The sequence below is a fragment of the Pseudoalteromonas sp. CR1 genome (assembly GCF_019392235.1).
Lineage (GTDB): Bacteria > Pseudomonadota > Gammaproteobacteria > Enterobacterales > Alteromonadaceae > Pseudoalteromonas.
This window is the reverse complement of the sequence record NZ_JAHXRM010000004.1, coordinates 105,395-127,424: the sequence shown is the minus strand read 5'-3', so window position 1 is coordinate 127,424 and position 22,030 is coordinate 105,395. Positions and strand designations below refer to the sequence as shown.

Genomic DNA, 22,030 nt, shown 5'->3' with positions numbered 1-22,030 from the left:
TCACTCCTTAGAATAATGTTTATTTAAGTTTATCATTTTTTTAGCTCTGTATGCTCGCGGAGAATACCCAAACCAACGTTTTACACTGGCGCTAAGAGTCGCTTGTTCTTGATAGCCTAATAGCTCTGAGATGGTTGAAATACTGTAATGGTTTTGCGCCAAATAGTGCGCAGCTAATGAACGTCGGGTTGAGTCTTTTAGTTTTATAAAGCTTGTATTGTGTTTACTCAGTTCTCTGTGCAATGTTCTAGGGTGCATACCCAGCGCTTTAGCTATGGTCTCGTTGGTGCATTGGTATATTGGCAGCATAGGCCTAATTAAGGCGCTTACTTGGGTGGGAAGGGATTGATTATGCTGTTTACTTTGAGCTAAAAATTGCAGTGCGGCAGGTACTTTATCGTATTGATGTTGTGCAACCGTTAACGCTAAATCGGTTTTTAGAATAACAATACCGGCACTATTTCTATTTTGTGTGACTTTGCAACCAAAGTAAGTGTTATATGCGCGGGTATTAGTGGGCTGTTTTTGGGGCAAGAATACGGCTTGTGGTTTACAGGCGTTATTACTTAATTTTTTTATTACGCCCATGGCAAGGCCGATAGTTAGTTCGAGCACTTGAGTTGTTTTAGGTAATGGGTTTAAGTTTATTTGAAACGATAAAAAGAGTGTTTTATCAGCTTCTAACGGATGAATAGTTAAACTTAAAGCTGGGGTGTGTAGGTGCAAATATTTAATAACCCAGTTAAGGGCATCACCTAAATTAGTGCTACTTTTTGCTGCAATAGCAATAGGGCCAAGTATTTCAAAGCTTTGCTTATTGGCCAGTTGCAGCCCAAAGCTTGGGCATTTAAGAGTATGTGCACAATATTCAAGTAGTTCGGCGTAAGTGCTATAGGGCATGTATTGCTGCGCTAGTTTATTAAAGTGAATGTTAAGGCCAAACTGCGTCATTATTTGTGTTATGTCACCGCCTAGGTGCGTAACAAGTGAGTCCATTCCTTGTAGTGATGTGGCCTTAATAAAATTATTCATGTAGTGCTCCAATAACTTGGTTGTCTAAAAATATCAAGTTTTGATGTGTTTTTCTATGCAGTATTATTAGAGTCCGTTGGCCTTTAAAGGTTAAGCAGGTGCTGGCCGAAGGATTCGCCCTAGGGGCTATTTACTCTTTATTGCTCGGCTTTTACTTATTCTTACATGGGTGTATGCCAGTAGAGTAAAGCAGGAGCAGTTATCGAGCCCGCTAGATTAAACACCTCGCGCCGCGATTAAATAGCTTCTAGTTTCAACAAATTTTAATCCACAAAGATCAACAGACCATAAGGTATTATTTTTAATTAAGGACTCATATGCAAAACACATCATTTGATTACATCGTAATAGGAGCGGGTAGTGCTGGGTGTGTTATTGCTTCGCGTTTATCTGAAGATAAAAATGTGAGTGTATGTTTAATTGAATCCGGCGGGAGCGATAAAAGCGCTTTTGTTCAAATGCCAGCTGGAATTGCTGCGAGCGTTCCTTATGGTATTAACAGTTGGCATTACAATACGGTACCTCAAAAAGCACTTAATAATCGGTGTGGTTTTGTACCAAGAGGCAAAGTACTGGGTGGCTCAAGTTCAATCAATGCTATGGTTTACATTCGTGGTAATAAATACGACTACGACCAATGGGAGAGTTTGGGCAACACGGGTTGGGGTTTTAAAAATATGCTGCCTTACTTTATAAAAGCTGAAAACAACAAAGCATTTAATAATCACCCATTGCATGGTGATGATGGGCCGCTTCATGTGCAAGACCTCAATGCGCCAAGTTTTGTTAATCAATATTTTTTAAATGCCTGTGTAGAACAAGGAGTATCATTAAGCAATGATATTAACGCAGAAGAGCAAAGTGGCGCACGTTTGTCGCAGGTTACGCAGTATAATGGAGAACGCTGTAGTGCCGCAAAAGCGTATTTAACACCTAATTTAAATAGGCATAATTTAACAGTACTCACACATTGCCATGTTAATAAAATAAAGATAAAAAATAAAACCGCGCAAGGGGTGCAAATAGAGCAGAATAAAAAGCAAATAGAGTTAACAGCTAAAAAAGAGGTGATTTTAAGTGCGGGCGCAATTAATTCGCCTCAGGTATTAATGCTTTCGGGAGTTGGCCCAACAGACCACTTAAAATTACATAACATTGATGTAAAGGTTGCGTTAGAGGGAGTCGGCCAAAACTTACAAGACCACCTTACAGTTGTTCCACTTTTTAAAGCTAATAATAGCGCGGGCACCTTTGGTATTAGCCCAAAAGGTGCCCTTAAAGTTGCCAAAGGGGTTGTAGATTGGTTTAGTAATCGAAACGGGTGTTTAACAAGTAACTTTGCGGAGTCTCATGCGTTTATTAAGTTATTTAAAGATTCACCTGCGCCCGATGTTCAACTCGAATTTGTAATTGGTTTGGTAGACGATCATAGCCGCAAGTTACATTATGGCCATGGGTACAGTATTCATAGCAGTATTATGCGACCTAAAAGTAGAGGGACTATTAAGCTTGCAAACAATGACCCACACGCAGCACCGCTTATTGATCCTAATTATTTGAGCCATCCGGATGACTTAAACATAATGTTGTTAGGTTTGAAAAAAACACTCGCAATAATGAATAGCCCTGCCTTTGATGAAATTCGTGCCGATATGGTTTACCCACTGGATATAAATAATGATCAGCAGCTAATAGAATTTATTCGCCAAACGGCTGATACAGAATATCATCCCGTTGGGACGTGTAAAATGGGTAATGATGCTATGTCGGTTGTCGATAGCACATTGAAAGTGCATGGCGTTAATAATTTACGCGTTGTTGACGCGTCAATAATGCCCACAATTGTAACAGGTAACACTAATGCACCCGTTATAGCGATTGCAGAAAAAGCGGCTGACTTAATAAAGGCAGCCAATAGTTAGCTATAAAAAGTGTTTAGCCAATGCTGCCAATCAGACTCTAGGCGTAACATTTGCAGGTGCTTTTTAGCTTTAAAATGTTTGATTTGGTCTTCGTCAGCTATAAAAGGCCCTACTCGGCAAAGGGGGCAATGTTTTGGTGATAAGTAGCTTGGCTTAATTAATTGTTTGGCTAATTGTGGCTCTATACAGCTACTTTTTAGGCTAAATACATAGGTGATCCCGCTGGTGTCTTTAACATGTTTGTCGCGGTCAACATTACGAATTTTATAACCCGAAAAACGTGATATATCAAATGGCATTTGGCCGCAGTACTTGCTGCTTAAACGTTCGTTTAAACTGCCTTCTATGTTCCATTCACGATAAGGTTTTACATCTTTAGAGGTAATAAAGCACAGCATTGGGCCATTTGGGTTTAGTGCAAACTCAGTGGCGTATTTAATAAATTGATGTAATAAGGCTCTATTTAAAACATTCATACTTGATTGACGAGTATTAGCTTCATATTCCTTTTTACCTACAAATGCAGGAATAAGTGGAAACTGAAAAATAACAACGTCAAAGCGTTGATTATAACTTTTTAACGCTTGCCAACACGCTTTGTTTGTCACATCAAAGCTATTAAGAACCTCAACACTGCATTCACGCAATTTATTTAAAGCGTTATCAGGGTACTTTTGTTTTAAGGTTTGCGCGCTATCGTAAGTTGAGGCTACCAACGTGTTTGGTTTTACGTGCTCGTAAATTGCATGAGAAAACGATAAGTCGCCATCGCCAACGGTAAGTATTCGCCAATTAGAGTTTAAATACATACTGTGCTAAGTGTCTTGCTTATGAACGTTTTGAGCTTGTTTATTTGCCGCATTTAAACGTTCAAAGGCAAGTCTTGTTTTTAGGCCTTCGATGGCTATTTGTTTAATAAGTAGGTTAAAGGTGATCACAATTGCAAACGAAAAGTGCAATGGGCCGTCTGTAAATCCGCCCTCTGCTTTATATAGCGTTACGCCAAATAATATGAGTAACACAACTAAAAATATCTCAATAAGTTGGTTTGAATAAAAGTTGAGGCGATTTTCATTTTTGTGATCTTTTTTTATGCTAATAGCGCAAAAAAATGGAATGACCTTTATTTTAAAAGCGGCATTTTTTTCTACGTAATTTTCGCCAAGTTCGTTAAGCTGCTGGCGTAATTGGTCAATCATGGTGAGTCCTCAAATAGCTGTGCGCGGATGGTACATTATTACCGCGCAATATTTAAGGTAATAGCTGCTATTTTGGGTAAATACTCATACCAATAATAAATATGTGGCACACAAACACGACCGACGTGAGCACAAAGCGCATTTTTTGATAGTCTTTATGGTAGGTTTGCCATTGTGGTGTAGATTTTTCAAAAAGTAAAACCAGCCAAAAACTCAGCGATAACCATCCTAAAACCCATTCAATAGGTAAAAATGCTAAAAATGGTACTGGAATAACAGGTAGTACCGCTTTTATTGCATCTGCATAGCTTTGCATCCCAGCATGCCAAAGGTTACCAGCCATAAAGGCAAGTATAGCAATGCTATAAAAGGTAAAAAACTCTAAGTTTACACTGTTACTACCGAGCATTAGCGGCCAAGCTAAACAGGCTAAAAACGGAATTAGGCCAAGGTAGCCTAATTGAATGTGATTGATAAACTTGTTCATAACAGTGTGCCCTGAATATTTTAATAGTAAGCGAGGCAATTGTATCAGCCTTGCGTGTGCAAACCGATATGTTGCAATAAATTAAATACGAATCTATCTATAATTTAGTTTCATCTTAAAAATCGATTGTTTTAATCTAAACAATCAATTTTATTTAGTTTATCAATAGGCTTATTGTATTAATCAAGCCAGCAAGGTTAGCCAACAAATCTAGCCTTGCTTGGTAACTTAAATTAATACATTAAATACAAATGAGGAATACTATGAGCACTTCATTAATCAACACAAAAATTCAACCTTTCAACGCAACTGCATACCACAATGGTGATTTTGTAGAAGTATCTGAAAAAGATGTACTTGGTAAGTGGTCAATCTTCTTCTTTTACCCAGCAGATTTCACATTTGTATGTCCTACAGAGCTAGGCGACCTTGCAGATTACTACGCACAGCTTCAAGAAATGGGCGTAGAAGTTTACTCAGTATCAACTGATACTCATTTCACTCATAAAGCATGGCACGATACGTCAGACACAATCGGTAAAATTACTTACCCAATGATTGGCGACCCAACTGGCCGTATTACTCGTAGCTTCGGTGTAATGATTGAAGAAGAAGGTCTAGCACTTCGTGGTACTTTTGTAATGAACCCTGAGGGCGAAATCAAAGTAATCGAAACTCACGATTTAGGTATTGGTCGTAGCGCTAAAGAGTTAGTACGTAAAGTACAAGCTGCACAATACATTGCAACTCACGACGGTGAAGTTTGTCCTGCATCTTGGCAGCCAGGTGAAGACACACTTGCTCCTTCACTAGACCTAGTTGGTAAAATCTAAGTATAGATTTATCCCTACTATAAGGGCAGGCAACTGCCCTTAAACCAATAAATATTCGTTTATTGGTGCCTCCTATCTCAATTTGATAATTAAGCACATGCGTTTATTGGCATGGGAGGCTTGCTGTTTAAATTTTCCTAAAAAGGGTTAAGCCATGTTAGATAACAACATTAAAAATCAATTAAAAAGCCATTTTGAATCGCTTACTCAACCTGTTGAGCTGCTTATTGCCTTGGATGACAGCAAAAAATCAGCAGAAGTTGAAAGCTTAGCAAACGACTTAGCATCATTAAGCGATAAGTTTACGGTAGTTACCAACCCTGATACCAGCGCACGACGCCCGTCTATGGTTGTACATTCACCGGTTAAAAACACCCACATTACGTTTGCAGGCGTACCGATGGGACACGAATTTACAAGTTTAGTGTTGGCGCTTTTACATACTGGCGGACATGCAAGTAAAGCAAAAAGCGAAGACATTGAACAAATACAATCACTTGATCAAGAACTTAATTTTGAAATCTATATTAGCTTGAGTTGCCAAACGTGCCCACAAGTAGTGCAGGCGCTAAACACAATGGCTGCGACTAATAGCAAAATTAAAGCAACAATGATTGACGGCGCACTATTTCAAGAGGAAGTAGAAGAGCGCAACATTTTAGCAGTACCGGCTGTTTATTTAAATGGCGAACCATTTAGCCAAGGTGCATTAAGCCTAACTGACATATTAAACAAAGTAGATAGTAAAGGTGCAGCACGCCAAGCTGCGGCACTTAGCGAAAAAGACGAATTTGACGTATTAGTAGTAGGTGGCGGACCTGCCGGTGCATCAGCTGCTATTTATTCTGCACGTAAAGGGCTAAATACCGGTATTGTTGCAGAGCGATTTGGTGGGCAAGTTGCTGACACATTAGCTATTGAAAACTTTATTTCGGTTAAAGCCACTGAAGGCCCTAAGCTTGTTGCACAGCTTGAAGAGCATGTGAAAGAGTACGATGTTGACGTAATGCATAACCAACGTGCAGCAGGGCTTGAACGCGTTAATAACAAGTACGAAATCACGCTTGAAAACGGGGCTACTTTAAAAGCTAAATCGCTAGTTTTAGCAACCGGTGCACGCTGGCGCGAAATGAACGTTCCCGGTGAGCAAGAGTACCGCGGACACGGTGTAGCATACTGCCCGCATTGTGACGGTCCTTTATTTAAAGGCAAGCCCGTAGCTGTAATTGGTGGTGGTAACTCTGGTATTGAAGCCGCAATCGATTTAGCAAACATTGTTGAGCATGTAACAGTACTTGAGTTTGCAGATTCATTACGTGCCGATGAAGTACTTATTCGCAAAGCAAACAGCTTAAATAATATTACTATTATTAAAAACGCCCAAACTACAGAAGTACTTGGCGATGGTAAAAAGGTGACAGGACTTACTTACACAGACCGAGTAACAGGTGATAGTAAGGCACTTACTTTAGCGGGTATTTTTGTTCAAATAGGCTTAATCCCTAACACTGAGTGGTTAAAAATTAGTGACTTAGAGCTAAGTAAATTTGGTGAAATATTAATTGATGCAAAAGGTGCTACGTCATTACCAGGTGTTTATGGCGCAGGTGATGCAACAAATACCCCATTTAAACAAATTATTATTGCGATGGGCAGCGGCGCAACAGCAAGTTTAGGTGCTTTTGATTACTTAATTCGCAACAGCGAAGAAAGCGAGCAAGACAAAACAGCTGCTTAAACTGTAAAACCCTCTCTTGATATAACAGCAAGGTACACCCAAAGCTGTTTGTTAACCCAAGCCGCCCTCTCCAAAGGCGGCTTTTTTATGATGCAAATAACCTTTTTAAAAAATAGGCTGATCGCCACCACAGCTAGAATCTGAGCCGCTGCAACTATTATTAGAGTAACTTGCGCCGCCACTGTAGCCTGTTGTGCCGCTATTTGACTTTGAAGTTATGAAACTGAGCAATAGTAAAAAGCAGCTGATAATCAACACAACCATGACTGATTGCCAATCATCTGATGAGTAACCGGCAAAAAAAGCAATACTAAAAATAGTAATTAATAGCGTTCGAGCTATTAGCTTAATTGTTATCTCCTTTTACCTATTTTTTAATTAATTATCTAATTAAGCTTAAATTTGGTTTAACAGTTTTTATTGCTGATGCTATGGCTGATTCTAACGAATACATTTTAAATGGCTTTGATATAAATAAATCCATACCCGCTTGTTTACACGCAAGTTTGTCTTGAGACGATGTATTAGCGGTTAAAGCAACAATATAGGTCTTATTAGTAGGGCAAATATTTTGCTCTCTTAACTGTTTAGTGGCCTCAAACCCGTCCAAAATAGGCATGATACAATCCATGAAAATAAGGTCATACGGCTTTTGCTTACATTTTAAAACAGCGTCTTGCCCGTCCACAGCAAAGTCGGGGTTTATATCAAGCTTATTTAAGGATGCGTTAAGCACTAATCTATTGATGTCGTTATCATCAACAACAAGTACAGATAACTCATTTGTATCAATATTAATATTAGCGAGGGGTTTGTCTTCAAGTATTTGCTCCTCGCCTCGGGTTATTGGAATATAAACTGAAAATGTAGAGCCTTTATTAATTTCGCTACTGACTTCAATTTGACCGCCCATGTATTGCACAAGCTCTTTTACAATTGCTAGGCCTAGGCCAGTGCCACCTTTAGTATTTTTAGAATCGACTTCTTGCGTAAATGGCGAAAATAGCGACTTTAGAAATTCAGGAGTCATTCCTCTGCCTGAGTCGGTTACGGTAATAGTGAGTGACAAATCACCGTCAGTATTGGTTAAAAACGTGTCCAGCTTTACAATACCTTGTTCTGTAAACTTTAATGCGTTGCTGAGTAAATTAGAGGTGATTTGACTTAGGCGTGTGTTGTCGAAAAAGGCCCAGCAATCGTCATTAATTTCATTTTTTACTTCAAGTGCAACACGCTTTTCAGTAAATAAAGGGGTATAAAGTGATACAAGGTCAGTAAAAACAGTTTTTAATAAAACATTATTCGGTTCTAATTTAAGCTCACCATGATTAATTTTTGAAAAATCAAGAACCTCATTAATAATATTCAATAATATATCTGAGCTGCGTAGCGCAACTTTGATTTTTTCTGTTCTATTTTCTGGGTCATGCTCATCTATCAAGTTGGTGAGCATGCCTGTGATACCATTAAGCGGTGTTCTGAGTTCATGGCTTATTTTTGCAAAAAGCATGCTTCTGTCAAAAAGTAAGCGTTCAGCCTCTGCTTTTTTACTTTTAAGCTCTTCGCGTAATCTCATCGACTCAGTAATATCTTGAAATGTACCAAATAGCCTTACGCAGGTGTCGCCTTCAAATTCAGCTTCACCGAATGTAGAAACCCAGATGTTGTTATTATTTGCGGTAACAATTTCTAGTTCTAAATTCCATTTTTCGCCTTTTCCAACGGCTAATTCTACTGCTTTAGTAATATTTTCTCGGCTAGATCCTTCTTTGTAGAAGTTGATTGCTGTTTCCATCATTGGTTGATAGTTTTCATCAACTTCGTGAATAAGCTTGGTTTGTTTGCTCCAATAAATTTTATTGTGAGCAATATCAACTTCCCATGTGCCAATATTTGCGACGCTTTCTAGTTTTAATAGGCTATTACTGTTTTTTGTTAGGCGGTCTTTAGTTTGGTTTCTGGCAAACTCAGCGCCTAACCACTGCGCAAATAACTCTATATAGTCATAGGCCTGATCGGTAAATACCGGAGATTGATTGGCTGAGGAAAAGTTAACTGTGCCAAAAACCTCGTTTCCAACTTTAATTGGAGCACCAATGTAAGACTCTAGCTGAAAATTAGTAAAGCATGGGTGATCGGCTATTTCGCTTTGCGATACATTATGAAACGCAAGTGCGGAGCCTGCATTGAGCGTATGAACGCAGTAGGTATCATTTAAATTAAATTGTGTGCCGATGGCAAGCCCGTTGTCAGGAGTCACTGCATATAGAACAGTGTAAATACGTTCTTGTACTTCACTGATAATAGCTAAATCGAGGCCAAAGACTTTAAGCCCAAAATTTAATAATTTTTGCGTTTTATCATCAAAAGCCAAATTTTGGTCAGAGACTATGTCGTGAAATTGCCTAAGAAAATTCAATAGAAAAAGATCCTTTAGAAATAATTTTTCAAACTCAATTTTAACTAGCAGCTAATACAGATAGAACAAAATTGAAACAGTGATGATTTATTGCTCACAAACTAAATAATATTAAGACGCTTTTTATATAAACCATAATTAAAAAAATATTAGTTATTTAATAAGTTGAGTTAGGTGTGTATTCAGGGTTAATATCGCCATCAACTTCTTCTGGGTCAACATCGTTTATAAGCAGTGTTTCTCTTACCGCTTCAATATGACTCAGTACTGTTTGATAACGTTCACCGTATTCGTATTTAGTTACTTCAATAGCTTTTGGCATATACGTAAATGCTATTTTAAGAGCATGAAGGGCATCTTCGTTCATTTTTTCACTCATCAATTTCTCCTAACCAAATACAATTAACAAATCAAGGTTACTATCGGCAGCTAATGTTTTTTCTTTAATTATTTCTATAGCTTAACATGACAATAAATAAGTACGGGCTTCTTCTAAACCTATGTTATAGCCATTATTTAAAACATCAAACGATTTAGTTGTTCTGCCTACCTTAAATTGTTTTGGTGGTGCAATAATATTAATTTTGCAATCACTGGGCGGGCTTAATATGAAGTCGATACTTTTATTATAAACTTCGGCTCTGTTTAAAGTTGCATTAATTAATGCAGGGTAGCCTTTATATATTTTTTTTGTTAGCCAAGGTGCTTTTGTTAATTTTTTACGATAACCAAGCGAGCGAGACAGTATAACGGTTATTTCGCGTGCTCCCATTTCGTATGCTTTAATCACAGGTATAGAGTCTGAAACACCCCCATCGGTCATTTGTATTTTATTGAGTATTGGATAATCACGATATGCAATGGGAATAGCACAGGATGCTTTTAGCTGCTCAACCATGCTATTGCTTGTTGCTTCTAAGTAGAGGGCTTTGCCTGAATCGACTGCCGTGGTAACAATGTAAAATGATTGTGGGTTTTGTTCAAAGACTTCTGTTTGCAAGGGAATATCACGAATTGTTTGCTCCCATAGCCAATCGAGGTCAAACAAATGCCCGCCTTTAACAAATCTTGCTAGATTAATAAACTCAGGCCTGCAAGAATAATCGGTTATTACTTTGTGGTTTCGCATAGGTTGATTACATAAAAACGCGGCGACATTTGTTGCCCCTGCTGACACTCCAAAATAACAATCAAAGGGTTGATAACTTTGCGTTAAAAATTCATCAAGCACGCCCGCCGCAAATATACCGCGCATTGCGCCGCCTTCGACTACAAGCGCATGTTTTATATTTTTGGCCATAATTATAACTCCTTTTAATCTGTTTTTATGCTAGCAATTAAGTTTGAGTAGAGCGAGTAAAAAATTCATATAATCAATACGTTATTTTACTAATGGTTGAGTGTCTTACACAGGTTAATAGTTCATATATTAATTTATTTACACACTAGTTTAGTGATATTTATGAATATTTGTACATCTAAACAGTGATAACCTTTGTTGTGCAAGTTTATGTTAATAGGAAAGAATATTTAATACTAATTCGTTTAATTGAGTCTTAGTGTGAATTGGTATACGAGTTCTTTCTATGCGGCTACTTAAAACGATGTTGCTGTGATCAAAAGCAGCAGTTTGAGGAAGTGCTATATATTTTTTACTAAATCGATGTTATCTATAGGGATTACCAAAAAGTTGCTATTTAGGCAATTTAGTTTGTTGCCTTAAAAATGCCCATTTATACAAAATTTTAATTCTGAAAGGTCACAGGCTTTAGTATGGCTGATTTTAAGACAATCCTATTTAGTAAAGTACAAAACCAGCTTGGAGAAAGCCCTCTTTGGCATCCAATACTTGATATGCTTTTTTGGGTTGATATCAATAAAAAACTGTTATTTTGTTGCTCATTCGATGAACCAGAAAAAATATACTCGGTTGAAATGCCTTTTATAGTGACCGCTATAGCTTGGCATGATGCAGAACATTTGATTTTAGGAACTGAGTTAGGTATCTATCGCTATAACATAAACAGTAAATTCACTGAATTAATTATAGAACTTGAAAGTAATGAGCTTAATAGACGCTCAAACGATGGGAGAGCCGATCCGTGGGGTGGCTTTTGGTTAAGTACCATGGATAAGAGTGCCGAAAAAGGGCAGGGGAAAGTATACCGCTATTACAATAAAAAGCTTGAGTGCATTATTACTGATTTAACTATTCCAAATGGTTTGTGCTTTGATAAAAACCGCTCACGTGGTTACTATTGTGACTCTTTTACAAGCTGTATCTACCAGCTTGACCTTGATGATATTACAGGCGAAGTTGTTGGTACTGAAAAGGTATTTTATCAATTTAGTAATACAGACATAGACCCAGATGGATGCGTAATCGACAGTAAAGGTAACTTGTGGCTAGCGGTATGGGGAATGGGGTGCGTTATGTGCTTATCGCCTGATGCCGAATTACTCCACACAATAAAAGTAAACATCCTTAATCCTACATGTACAGCATTTGGTGGAAAACAAGGTGAGCTGCTATTTGTAACTTCAGCACTGTGCGAATCTAATAATGATTTACAAAATGTACAAGGGACGACATTGCAAATAACCGGAATAAAAAACGGGCAGCTAGAGCCACCCGTTATTTTATAATTAGCTTACAGATTACTAGGCTACGGGTTTGACCCACATAACGCCAACATCTTTTTTTATAACGTATACGCGAGTGCCTGCACTAATTAGCTGCTCACTTTTTAATTTCCAACTAATACCTGAATAATTATACGTAGTTAACCCTTGATCGGTAACGTCGTCATCAAGAGTAAACGTAAGCTCTGCAAAGTCGTTTGTTACGGGTTTGGTATCTACACGATTTTGCATTTTTTTTAGTGGTTTCCACAAACCAATGGCTAAAATAGCCGTTACCACAGTATTACTCCAAAGTGCTGTTGTTAATGAGTCAGGTAAAATACCAATGCTCATTGAAAAACCCGTTATCAGCAGCGATAAGCCAAAAAACAATAGAATAATAGTAGAGAGACCAAGCACTGCTACCTCCACTATCAAAGCAAGTATACCCAGTACCATGAGTGCTTGCGGTAGGTTTTGCAAAATAAAGTCCATACTAGCCTCTCTAATTCTTAGCTTTTGTTTTGTTTATTTAAGCTATTAATAATAGCCATACCTTGAGCAACCATTGAACTTGCATCTGTTGCGTTATCAGGTAGTAAAACAACCGATGATTCGCGTGCGATTGCTTCTTTAGCTGATATGGCTTTAGTTGCTAAATCAAGTTGAATTGCTTTTTGACCTTGTTCGGTATCTGCAGCTTCACCAACTTTTAGTAAGGCATTTGCTTGTGCTTCTGCAACGGTTGTAATTGCAGTTGCTTCACCTTCTGCACGTAAAATTTGTTCAGCTTTATCGGCTTCTGCTGCAAGAACTTGTGCTTGCTTTTTACCTTCGGCCACATTTATGTTTGCTTGGCGGTCGCCTTCAGACTCTAAAATTTGGGCACGTTTTACTCGCTCAGCTTTCATTTGTGCTTCCATAGCTTCCATAATAGAGTTTGGTGGCACAATATCTTTAATTTCGTAACGTAATACTTGAATACCCCAAGGCTCAGATGCTTGGTTGATTGCAGCTACTATATTGGTATTAAGTAAATCACGTTCTTCAAACGTTTTATCTAGCTCCATTTTACCGAGCTCAGAACGCATTGTTGTTTGTGACAGTTGCACAACCGCAAATGTGTAATCGTCAACACCATAGGTTGCTTTATATGGATCGAGTACTCTAAAGTAAAGTACGCCGTCTACAATTAATGAAATATTATCTTTGGTTATAGCCGATTGAGATGGAACATCTTGCGCTTGCTCTTTTAAACTGCGATCAGCTGAAATTCTGTCAATAAACGGAATAATAAAGTTTAGTCCGGCTTCTTTGGTTGATTGGTATTTACCAAAACGTTCAATTAGCCAAGCTCTATTTTGAGGGACAAATTTAACACTGCTTTTTAGAAGCACAATAACAAATATGAGTAAAAATGCCTCGACGGTAAACACGATATCGAGTATTTGAGATACTGGATCCATTTAAATATTCCTTTTAATAGTTAGTCATAAAATGGTGTATTGTTTTAATTTTAAACGGTTTAAGATTAACACTCATCAGGGCAATTACCTACAAAAACAACATTCTAAGCAACATATATTATTTATGAGAATACTCTGAGATTTTATTTCGGCCTGATTCTTTGGCATGATAAAGAGCAGCATCGGCTTTTGAAATTATATCTTTAGCTATTGTTTTAGTATTAGGGATAACACTATAAAAACCAATACTTAAAGTAAGCTGTTTGCTTACATCTGATTGATTATGTTCAATGTTTAGTCGCGCTATGTCATTTTGAATTAAGGTAGAGAAACAATTTGCATTCTCTGAGTCTGTGCAGGGTAAAATAATTGCAAATTCTTCACCGCCATATCGAGCTGCCAGGTCGCCGGGGCGTTTACATAAATTTTGAAGTGTTTCTGCAACGTATTTTAAAGCCTCATCTCCTTTTAGATGACCATAGCTATCATTGTATTTTTTAAAAAAGTCAATATCGCAAATAATTAAACTAATGGGTTGCTGATAACGAACGCAGCGTTGTATTTCATCTTCAAAGGTTTTGTCAAAACACCGACGATTGGCAATTGTTGTTAAACCGTCAGTGTTTACTAATTCGCTTAATTTTTGATTGGCGGTAATGAGTTGCTGCTGCGCTAGTTCTAGCTTTTGTTTGTAGTTTATATTTTTGAATGCATTAGTGAGTATTTCACCAACGAGTTTAATTCGTATTAAATCAAGGTTCGTCCACTCACGTTTTTCAGCTACGCAGTCGCAACCGATAAAACCAACCAGCTCTTTTTCGTAGCTTAAGCCAATACACAATACAGATTTAATTTTTTGTAGTTCAAACTCTTTTTTTTCACCTCCCGCAGAGGCTGGTAGATCCGAAACATCATTAACTTTAAATAAGTATGTGTCGTTCATTAATTTAAAAAAATAAGGTAGTTCGCTTTTAGGTACATCTTGCAACGAATCCTTAAAAGGCACTATACCTTTATTTACCCACTCATGCGTATTACTCATTTGAGAGTTTTCGTCGTTAAATTTAAAAAGGTAACTACGGTCTGCATGGCATACTGTACCAATTGCTTTAAGTGCATAATTTATATGACCATCTACATTATCGTTTTGAATATCAATGAGGTCTGCAGATATATTCGATATAACAACATCAAAATTATACTGTTCATCGATTTTGTGTTTTTCTATTTCAAAAGTAATCATTGAAACGGTCTCGTTAATATAGGCAAATTTAATATTTAATAAAAAGGCTGTTTCATTAATTTCAAGTACAACGCTATTTAACACATTAGGTATGAGGTAAACATCAAACAGGTTTTGCAGTAATAAAGGTTTTTTACTTAATGGGCTTATAAGCTTAATGTGGCCAAAATGGTTTGCGCACAGGTCATCGCCCTGTTCTAATTTAAACAATTTTAAGGCTTGATTATTTGCTTTGTAATTGCGTGTTTTTGAATCATGTACTAAAACAGCAAAAGGGAGGCACTTTAATGTTCTCCATATGTCTTTTATTGAATTCAAGGCTTATGATTACCTCTTGTTAGTTCGAAGCTTGGTTGCGTTCGTTTATTATTATTCTTATATAATATGTTTTAGTACACTTTTGTTGATATTACTAACTTTTTAGTGCGTTTAAGTGAACGACGTATTATAATTGATACTGTATATCATTACTCCTTTCTCCAGTGAGCCTCAAATGGCTCATTTGCATTTTAAGTATAGGTAATTCAAGTATTTCATGACAGAAATCACAACACATCAAGCTTCTCGCCGACGCTTACTTATTGCGCTTGCCATTACATGTTCATTTATGGTTATACAAGTTATTGGTGCTTACTACGCTAATTCATTAGCGGTATTAGCGGATGCAGGGCACTTATTTGTTCACAATAGTTCGCTTTTTATAGCATTAATCGCATCAAGTTTTGCAATTCATTTAGCAAAAACATATAACGATGGATATCAACGTGCTGAGTTAGTGGGGGGGCTTGTTAATGGTATATTATACCTTGCGATTAGTTTAGTCATTTTATATGAAGGTGGTGAGCGTTTTATTCATCAACACGAGGGTAATGAGCTTGAAATTAATAGTTATTTAATGTCAGTTATAGCTGGTTTAGGCTTTTTGTTTCATGGTGCAGCTGCTTGGGTTTTGTACAAGGGGCGTAAAGCAAGCATTAATGTATACGCTGTGTTTTTACACTCATTTTTTGATTTAATTTCAACAGTATCTACATTCGTTGCTGGTGTATTAATATATTTAACAGGCTTTGCAATTATCGATATTTTATCGAGTATGCTCATTGCGTCATTTGTATTGTTTACGGGTATTAAAGTTATTATTAGTTGTATTAAAGGCTTACGTTTAAATAAAGCTAAACTTCCTAAGGTAACTGATATTGAAAGCGAAATCACAGGTATGGAACACGTGCATAACGTACATAATGTAACTGTAACACGTAACTACGATGGCTTAGTAGTGGGTGCTCACGTGGTACTTAAAAAGCATTGTACTATTGAAAAACACGATGAAGCATGTCGCTTAAAGGTGGAAAATCTGCTTGCTGAAAGGTTTAAAGTAACCAGTAGCGTACTGCAAATTGAAAGCCATGAGTGTCATCATATTCACTAGGATTTATTAATCTTTCAAAGTTCAATCTTTAGTATTTTGTATGGCATTTAGGCAAGGTAACGCCTATGAAGTGTGTAACTCTCTCAAATAAACTTTAGCGCAGCATCGGTGCCTAATAGACATGTCCCCGAAGGGGCTTCCTCAGAGCAATTTACTGCTTGTTGCTTGGTATTGGCTTATTTTTATATGGATGTAATTCAGTAGAGTGATGCAGGAGCAGTTATCAAGCCCATGATGTTATAAAACCTCGCGCTGCGATTAAATCGCTCCTAGCTTTAACTAGTTTTAGTCCACAAGGCCAATTGGCCCTAACATTAATTAAGTACCAAGGTTTTAAATCCTCTTTTTAGATATTTTAAATAAGCTCAATAATTTTGCTAAAACAACTACTTTCTTTAAGAGCCTCAGCACTCATCGGCCTTGCAAAGTAATAACCTTGAAGCACATGACACCCCGCATTAGCTAAAAACTCCATTTGCTCACGATTTTCAACGCCTTCGGCAATACAATATAAGTTTAGGTTTTCAGCTAAAGAAAGAATAGTTTTAATAATTGACTCGTCTCCTTTATCCTCACCAATACTATTTACAAAGCTCTGATCTATTTTTATAACGTTAATCGGAAATTGGCTTAAATAAGTTAATGATGAATAACCTGTGCCAAAGTCATCAAGCAATAATTTAAACCCTGCTGTTTTCAACGCTTGTAATTGCTTTGCAGCTTTGTATTTATCTTCGAGCAAAATACTTTCTGTAATTTCGAGCCTTAGCTGCCTGGTTTGAACATTAAATTCTTTTAAAATATGCTCCAACCGATCAGTTATGTTTGCTTTTAAAATGTGTTTAGGCGACAAGTTTAAAGAAATATAAAATAAAGGGTTCTCATTAAGCAATGGGGCTAATTCAATAAGCGCACGTTTTAGTGCAAGCTCAGTTAGGTGTTCTATTAACCCTGTTTCTTCTGATATAGGAATAAACACCGCAGGTGAAACAAATTGTCCTTTGTTTTTCCAACGCATGAGTAACTCCACGCCGTTAATCGTTTTTGCTTCTATATCAATAATGGGTTGGTAATGATTAAACAAAAGGTCGGCTTTTACTGCATCTTTTAAATCATTTTCGAGCAGCAGTTTTTGTTTTATTTGTTCATTCATTTCATCGCTAAAGAAACTGAAGTCATTGCGACCATTTTGCTTAGCTTGCATCATTGCAACATCGGCATTGCGAATTAAAATGTCGGTTGTGATGGCATCAAAGGGATAAAGAGCTACCCCTATACTGGCTGAAATATTAATGGCAAAGTCTTCAATCATTACTTTATTTGCTAATTCTTTACTAATTAGCTTAACGGTTTCCTTCAACGAGTCTTGCGATTCTACATTTTTAATAAGGACTAAAAATTCATCCCCGCTTTGTCTGCCAAGCTGTGAATTTGCGTCAAGTATATTACTGACCCGCTCAGTAATATTGCAAAGAAGCTTATCACCTACAGCATGACCAAAAGAGTCATTCACTGGTTTAAACTTATCTAAATCTATAAACAGGAGTGCGCAATGTGTATTTGAGCTTTCAGCTTGCTTAATGGCTTCCTCAATGTTTTGGTACATTAAACTACGGTTTGGTAGTTTTGTCAGTGCGTCATAATTAGCTAAATAACGCAGCTCATTTTCAGCTCTCTTTTGCTCAGTTAAGTCAGAAATAACAATTACATAGTAGCTTACTTCTGTTGTGCTTTTAGCTACTGCAGTCACATTAATATGCACTGGGTGCTTATTATTTTTAGCTGTTTTTATTAAGGTATCGATATGCCAGTTTTCAGTTGGCTGCAATGCCTTCAATCTTTTTGCAAATTCTTTGCACTTTTCTATACCAAGCGATTTTATAAATAGTTTAGGGCTAATATTTGTAGATGTTTGTGTATCTGAAAACGTTCCTATGAAACTATTATTCGCGGAAAAAGGCAGTAAATGGTCGTCTAAAATCAGCAACCAATCGTTTATTTGGCCAAATGCTTCACCTAATATTTTAGCTTGCTCTTCATTAACACGCTGCTCAGTAATATTGGTATAAATACCTGATACATATAAAGGTTTGCCTGTTTGAGTATCAAAAATTATTTGGCCGGTGTCTTGGTACCATAACCAATGGCCATTTTTATGGCGAAGACGAAATGTTAATTGCCAATTTTTATTTTTACTTTTATTACTTATATAATTTTGCCATTTGGTTTCAAAGCGGCGCTTATCGTCAGGATGTATAATAGAAAAAAACTGCTCTATAGCTACCCGTTCTTCTAAATTTTCGTAACCCAGTTCTATGCCACGTAAAGTATTTACTGAACGGTCTAAAAATTGATAATCCCATACGCCACTTTTATTGTTTCTAAGGGCGAGTTCTGTTTGTTTTTTCGAGTTTATGGTGTCTGTATGCGCTTGTTGAATGACATTTTGACGGTTTCTGTACTGCCAAAAAAATAAAGCGAAAAGGGTGAGCGTAATGATAATATATGTGAATAGTGCAAAGGGCGACTTCCAGGGAGCATGGGCTACATTTATGCTGAGCTTCACGGGTTGGGTTTTAATTACACCATCTTTAAAATGCGCGTTTATAGTGAGAGAGTAGTCGCCTGGTTGAAGTTTAGTAAAAAACACCTGGTTTGCTTTTAAGTTCTCATAGGTAAGGGATGTTGGGCCATCAAGAACCACATAATAAAACGTTTTATTTGTATCTGGGTAGGAAAAATCAGAAAAGCTTACCGTTAACCCCATATCATCATGGTTTAGTTTGAGCGGTTGATTACTGTATTTAATGGGGGAAAAAGGCAATTCCCTCGTTAATAAACTGACATCTGTAATTGCTAGTTTATGTTTTTTGGTTGTTTTTTTTGTTTTGAAGTCAGCAGGGTTAAAAAGTATGGCGCCTGCATTACTGCCAATTATTATTTGCCCATTATTCAATTTCTTTTGTGTGTAATCTGTGAATTTATTAGTGTTTAAACCATCTTTAACCGAGAAACTTATAACACTAAGTGTGTTGAGATTTATTTTGTAGAGTCCATTTTCAGAGCTTGCCCACAGGTAATCTTTTTCGTCAGGCACTAAAGACAAAATTGAATTAGAATTTAACGAGTTTTTAAGGCTTAGAGAATGCTTTTTTTCGTAGCTTTGTGGGTCTATGCCAATTAAACCTTCATGAGTCGTTGCAAGCCATAAAATATTTCTTTTTAAGTCAAGGTAGTAATTATCTACCGTATAATAAATGTTACCTTTAGTATTTGATGACTGAAATATTGAGGTTAAGTTTTGTGTTTCTTCGTTATACCTAACCAAGCTATTACTCATACTAATTAAAAGTTCATTAGGATGAGTTTCCAATGGCGGAAGAAACACATAGGCATTTATCGGATCTAGTAGGTTTTTAAGTCCTTTAATAACCCTTATATCACCCGTTTTTTCGTTAAACAGGTAAAAGTTTTTGTCGTTTGCAAACGCATATTTATGGGTGTCAATTTTGGCAAAGCCAAAAATAGTCGGTTGAGTAAGTAAATCGTTATTACTACTTAAATTTGACACTAATTGTTTACTGTTTTTATCAAATAATTCAAACCCATTGTATGTATACAGCCATAAATATTGGCTGTTTCCTAGGGAAGAAGCAAAAATGTCATAAACTGCTGATGAGCCAAACACTGCTTTAGTGTCTGTTGAATTTAAAAAAGTACGCGTGGTTTCTGTTTTAGGGTTGTATTGAGCTAGGCCATCGTTTGTGCCAAACCAAATAATATTATCGTCGTCTTCGTGTATTTTGTTTATTGTATTATTGACGGGCAAATTAATATTTTTAAATCGCCTAGTGTTAATAGGCCATGTGAATACCCCCTGGCTTCTTGAGGATAACCATAGCACTCCGGTTTGGCTTATTGTTAAATCGCTAATCGTGTTATCGTTTATATTAAATTTACTCTTTGCATAATTTAATATGAGCTCTATTTCGCCGTTTATTCGGCTAAAACTAAATAACCCTTTTTCGGTTGCTACAAAATCACCATCATCAGAAGTAATGTAATCCCAAATATTAAGGTCGGAAATAAGCGTTGTTATTTTAGAACTGAGGAATTGGTTATCATTTGAAAATGCGAATCTATACAGTCCTTCTACCGTACCGACTAGAAGACCAAGCTCTTTATCTACCTGCAAAAACTTTAGATTAATGTTGTCTATTGTTATTTGTTCGGCAGGGTGAAGCGGTACTTCTGCAAGTTGATTGCTAATAAGGTTAAATGCATATAGCCCATCATTGGCACCAATATAAAGTGTATTATTATGTATTGTTAGAGCACGTATATATGAGGTTTTATTAGCTAAAGCCGCTGTTTGTGTAAAAGCACCCGTGGTTTTATTGTAAGTGAGTATTTGGTTATCAATAGCTAAATAGTAAAGCTCGTTCTGTCCCGCCATTGCTGAAACAGGAGAATAAATTTGTGTCTCTTTATCTAGCTGGCCAGAGTAGATTTTTTCTGTTTTGAGAGTTTGTGGGTCTATTAGGTATGCACCAGCTATATCAGTGGAAACAAGTAACTTACCATCGTTTGTTTTTAACAGTGTAGAGATGTAGTGTTTGTCTAGCTCAAAACCACCGTCGAATGTTTCAACAGTATAGCCATCAAACCTGTTTAATCCTTGTTGTGTTGCAATCCAAATGTATCCAATCTCATCTTCTTGTATTTTTTCAACATAATTTTGCGAGAGCCCTTCATCGGTAGAAAGGCGCTGTAATTGTTGGGCATAATTTTGCGATGCAACTGCATTAGTAATACATAACATGAAAATTAAAATAAAAAGGCAACGTTTACTAAATGGCACTGATGACCGATCTCCACAACAGGTAATGCATTATTCAGCTAAGTGTTAAATATAGCACAAGTTTTATTTTTTAATTACAAATAATAAACAGAAAATATCAATGCTAATTTAATGTATTAAGCTAATATTTAAGGCTATTAAATAGTTATAGAGAGGTCCTTAAATGGTTTTAACAAACATACAAGCTAAAGATAGCCTTTTATTGATTATAGACATTCAAGAGCGACTTTCCCCTATGATCAGTGATATTCAGAATCTTTTAAAAAACACCCTAAAATTAGCCCAGGCGTCATGCGTGCACGACATACCGACACTGATCTTAGAGCAGTACGTACATGGATTGGGAGAAACTGATAAGAAAATTAAATCGGTTTTACCGCGGGCTACGTTTTTTAGTAAAGTTCATTTTAGTGCATGCGAAGAAGCCGGCTTTTTGGAAAAATTAACTAGTTTTAATAAAAAAACTATTGTTGTGGCGGGCACTGAGGCGCATGTATGTGTTCTACAAACATGTATCGATTTATTAAAAAGTGGATTTGAGGTGGTTTTAGTAACCGACGCAATTGGATCTCGTAATAGCGAGCATAAAAGTATCGCAATAGAACAACTAAAGCATGGCGGAGCGGTAATTTCATGTGCAGAAATTGTTATTTTCCAATGGACAAAAGCTGCAGCTACGCCTACGTTTAAAAAAATACTACCTATAATTAAATAGGTTATTCGCATATAATGTAAATTAAATGTTTAATGTTTAATTGTTTATTGACAAATTTGGTACT

At 36.8% G+C, this 22,030-nt stretch carries 17 protein-coding genes; 6 read left to right on the top strand and 11 right to left on the bottom strand.

The window, feature by feature from the left end; genetic code table 11:
- Positions 1 to 1,032, bottom strand: coding sequence for an AraC family transcriptional regulator (locus KZZ04_RS05810; protein ID WP_219422105.1), 1,032 nt, complete (start codon positions 1,030 to 1,032; stop codon positions 1 to 3).
- 317 nt (positions 1,033 to 1,349) lie between these two features.
- Here KZZ04_RS05810 and KZZ04_RS05805 point away from each other — a divergent pair, with 317 nt between their 5' ends.
- A complete protein-coding gene (locus KZZ04_RS05805) occupies positions 1,350 to 2,954 on the top strand; it encodes a GMC family oxidoreductase (RefSeq protein ID WP_219422104.1) in 1,605 nt (534 codons plus the stop codon).
- On the opposite strand, the gene KZZ04_RS05800 is transcribed toward KZZ04_RS05805, so the two are convergent.
- From KZZ04_RS05800 to KZZ04_RS05790, 3 genes are all read right to left on the bottom strand, one after another.
- Positions 2,951 to 3,763 carry a class I SAM-dependent methyltransferase gene (locus tag KZZ04_RS05800; RefSeq protein ID WP_219422103.1) on the bottom strand — a complete coding sequence of 271 codons (813 nt, stop codon included), beginning with the start codon at positions 3,761 to 3,763 and terminating at the stop codon, positions 2,951 to 2,953. The genes KZZ04_RS05805 and KZZ04_RS05800 overlap by 4 nt on opposite strands.
- 6 nt (positions 3,764 to 3,769) lie before the next feature.
- Positions 3,770 to 4,153 carry a hypothetical protein gene (locus KZZ04_RS05795; protein WP_058404594.1) on the bottom strand — a complete coding sequence of 128 codons (384 nt, stop codon included), beginning with the start codon at positions 4,151 to 4,153 and terminating at the stop codon, positions 3,770 to 3,772.
- 67 nt (positions 4,154 to 4,220) lie between these two features.
- The gene (locus KZZ04_RS05790; RefSeq protein ID WP_058404595.1) at positions 4,221 to 4,640 is read right to left on the bottom strand and encodes a DUF3429 domain-containing protein; all 420 of its coding nucleotides are present in this window, start codon (positions 4,638 to 4,640) and stop codon (positions 4,221 to 4,223) included.
- A gap of 263 nt (positions 4,641 to 4,903) precedes the next feature.
- Between KZZ04_RS05790 and ahpC the strand changes: the two genes are divergently transcribed.
- On the top strand, positions 4,904 to 5,473 hold the full coding sequence (ahpC, locus tag KZZ04_RS05785; protein WP_058404596.1) for an alkyl hydroperoxide reductase subunit C: 570 nt from the start codon (positions 4,904 to 4,906) through the stop codon (positions 5,471 to 5,473).
- A 154-nt stretch (positions 5,474 to 5,627) separates the two neighbouring features.
- Positions 5,628 to 7,211 (top strand): alkyl hydroperoxide reductase subunit F, encoded by a 1,584-nt coding sequence (gene ahpF, locus KZZ04_RS05780; protein WP_219422102.1) that lies wholly within the window; start codon positions 5,628 to 5,630, stop codon positions 7,209 to 7,211.
- Between the two features lie 382 nt (positions 7,212 to 7,593).
- Here the strand turns inward: ahpF and KZZ04_RS05775 are convergent, their stop codons facing one another.
- From KZZ04_RS05775 to KZZ04_RS05765, 3 genes are all read right to left on the bottom strand, one after another.
- Positions 7,594 to 9,630, bottom strand: a complete 2,037-nt coding sequence (locus KZZ04_RS05775; protein WP_058404598.1) for a GAF domain-containing hybrid sensor histidine kinase/response regulator — start codon at positions 9,628 to 9,630, stop codon at positions 7,594 to 7,596.
- Between the two features lie 157 nt (positions 9,631 to 9,787).
- On the bottom strand, positions 9,788 to 10,009 hold the full coding sequence (locus tag KZZ04_RS05770) for a hypothetical protein (protein WP_058553029.1): 222 nt from the start codon (positions 10,007 to 10,009) through the stop codon (positions 9,788 to 9,790).
- 81 nt (positions 10,010 to 10,090) lie between these two features.
- Positions 10,091 to 10,930 carry a patatin family protein gene (locus KZZ04_RS05765; protein WP_058404600.1) on the bottom strand — a complete coding sequence of 280 codons (840 nt, stop codon included), beginning with the start codon at positions 10,928 to 10,930 and terminating at the stop codon, positions 10,091 to 10,093.
- A gap of 473 nt (positions 10,931 to 11,403) precedes the next feature.
- Here KZZ04_RS05765 and KZZ04_RS05760 point away from each other — a divergent pair, with 473 nt between their 5' ends.
- The gene (locus tag KZZ04_RS05760; protein WP_219422101.1) at positions 11,404 to 12,276 is read left to right on the top strand and encodes an SMP-30/gluconolactonase/LRE family protein; all 873 of its coding nucleotides are present in this window, start codon (positions 11,404 to 11,406) and stop codon (positions 12,274 to 12,276) included.
- Positions 12,277 to 12,291: 15 nt separating this feature from the next.
- Here the strand turns inward: KZZ04_RS05760 and KZZ04_RS05755 are convergent, their stop codons facing one another.
- The 3 genes from KZZ04_RS05755 to KZZ04_RS05745 form a co-directional block, all read right to left on the bottom strand.
- Complete coding sequence (locus tag KZZ04_RS05755; RefSeq protein ID WP_058404602.1) at positions 12,292 to 12,747, bottom strand: NfeD family protein; 456 nt, start codon at positions 12,745 to 12,747, stop codon at positions 12,292 to 12,294.
- Positions 12,748 to 12,764: 17 nt separating this feature from the next.
- Positions 12,765 to 13,718: a slipin family protein gene (locus KZZ04_RS05750; protein WP_058404603.1), complete on the bottom strand. Its 954-nt coding sequence runs from the start codon at positions 13,716 to 13,718 to the stop codon at positions 12,765 to 12,767.
- A 118-nt stretch (positions 13,719 to 13,836) separates the two neighbouring features.
- The gene (locus KZZ04_RS05745) at positions 13,837 to 15,279 is read right to left on the bottom strand and encodes a diguanylate cyclase (RefSeq protein ID WP_219422100.1); all 1,443 of its coding nucleotides are present in this window, start codon (positions 15,277 to 15,279) and stop codon (positions 13,837 to 13,839) included.
- Between the two features lie 217 nt (positions 15,280 to 15,496).
- Between KZZ04_RS05745 and KZZ04_RS05740 the strand changes: the two genes are divergently transcribed.
- Entirely contained in the window at positions 15,497 to 16,390 is an 894-nt protein-coding gene (locus KZZ04_RS05740) for a cation diffusion facilitator family transporter (protein ID WP_058404605.1), read from the top strand.
- A 355-nt stretch (positions 16,391 to 16,745) separates the two neighbouring features.
- Here the strand turns inward: KZZ04_RS05740 and KZZ04_RS05735 are convergent, their stop codons facing one another.
- Entirely contained in the window at positions 16,746 to 21,212 is a 4,467-nt protein-coding gene (locus KZZ04_RS05735; RefSeq protein ID WP_219422162.1) for an EAL domain-containing protein, read from the bottom strand.
- A 202-nt stretch (positions 21,213 to 21,414) separates the two neighbouring features.
- On the opposite strand from KZZ04_RS05735, the gene KZZ04_RS05730 reads away from it, so the two are divergent.
- Entirely contained in the window at positions 21,415 to 21,966 is a 552-nt protein-coding gene (locus KZZ04_RS05730) for an isochorismatase family protein (protein WP_219422099.1), read from the top strand.
- Positions 21,967 to 22,030: the final 64 nt, after the last annotated feature.

Bases quoted from the DNA above. Each gene is read 5' to 3' on its own strand.
- KZZ04_RS05790 (WP_058404595.1), bottom strand. From the start codon at position 4,640: ATGAACAAGTTTATCAATCACATTCAATTAGGCTACCTTGGCCTAATT.
- KZZ04_RS05810 (WP_219422105.1), bottom strand. From the start codon at position 1,032: ATGAATAATTTTATTAAGGCCACATCACTACAAGGAATGGACTCACTT.
- KZZ04_RS05760 (WP_219422101.1), top strand. From the start codon at position 11,404: ATGGCTGATTTTAAGACAATCCTATTTAGTAAAGTACAAAACCAGCTT.
- KZZ04_RS05770 (WP_058553029.1), bottom strand. From the start codon at position 10,009: ATGAGTGAAAAAATGAACGAAGATGCCCTTCATGCTCTTAAAATAGCA.
- ahpF (WP_219422102.1), top strand. From the start codon at position 5,628: ATGTTAGATAACAACATTAAAAATCAATTAAAAAGCCATTTTGAATCG.
- KZZ04_RS05805 (WP_219422104.1), top strand. From the start codon at position 1,350: ATGCAAAACACATCATTTGATTACATCGTAATAGGAGCGGGTAGTGCT.
- KZZ04_RS05735 (WP_219422162.1), bottom strand. From the start codon at position 21,212: ATGTTATGTATTACTAATGCAGTTGCATCGCAAAATTATGCCCAACAA.
- KZZ04_RS05740 (WP_058404605.1), top strand. From the start codon at position 15,497: ATGACAGAAATCACAACACATCAAGCTTCTCGCCGACGCTTACTTATT.
- KZZ04_RS05755 (WP_058404602.1), bottom strand. From the start codon at position 12,747: ATGGACTTTATTTTGCAAAACCTACCGCAAGCACTCATGGTACTGGGT.
- ahpC (WP_058404596.1), top strand. From the start codon at position 4,904: ATGAGCACTTCATTAATCAACACAAAAATTCAACCTTTCAACGCAACT.
- KZZ04_RS05750 (WP_058404603.1), bottom strand. From the start codon at position 13,718: ATGGATCCAGTATCTCAAATACTCGATATCGTGTTTACCGTCGAGGCA.
- KZZ04_RS05800 (WP_219422103.1), bottom strand. From the start codon at position 3,763: ATGTATTTAAACTCTAATTGGCGAATACTTACCGTTGGCGATGGCGAC.
- KZZ04_RS05765 (WP_058404600.1), bottom strand. From the start codon at position 10,930: ATGGCCAAAAATATAAAACATGCGCTTGTAGTCGAAGGCGGCGCAATG.
- KZZ04_RS05730 (WP_219422099.1), top strand. From the start codon at position 21,415: ATGGTTTTAACAAACATACAAGCTAAAGATAGCCTTTTATTGATTATA.
- KZZ04_RS05795 (WP_058404594.1), bottom strand. From the start codon at position 4,153: ATGATTGACCAATTACGCCAGCAGCTTAACGAACTTGGCGAAAATTAC.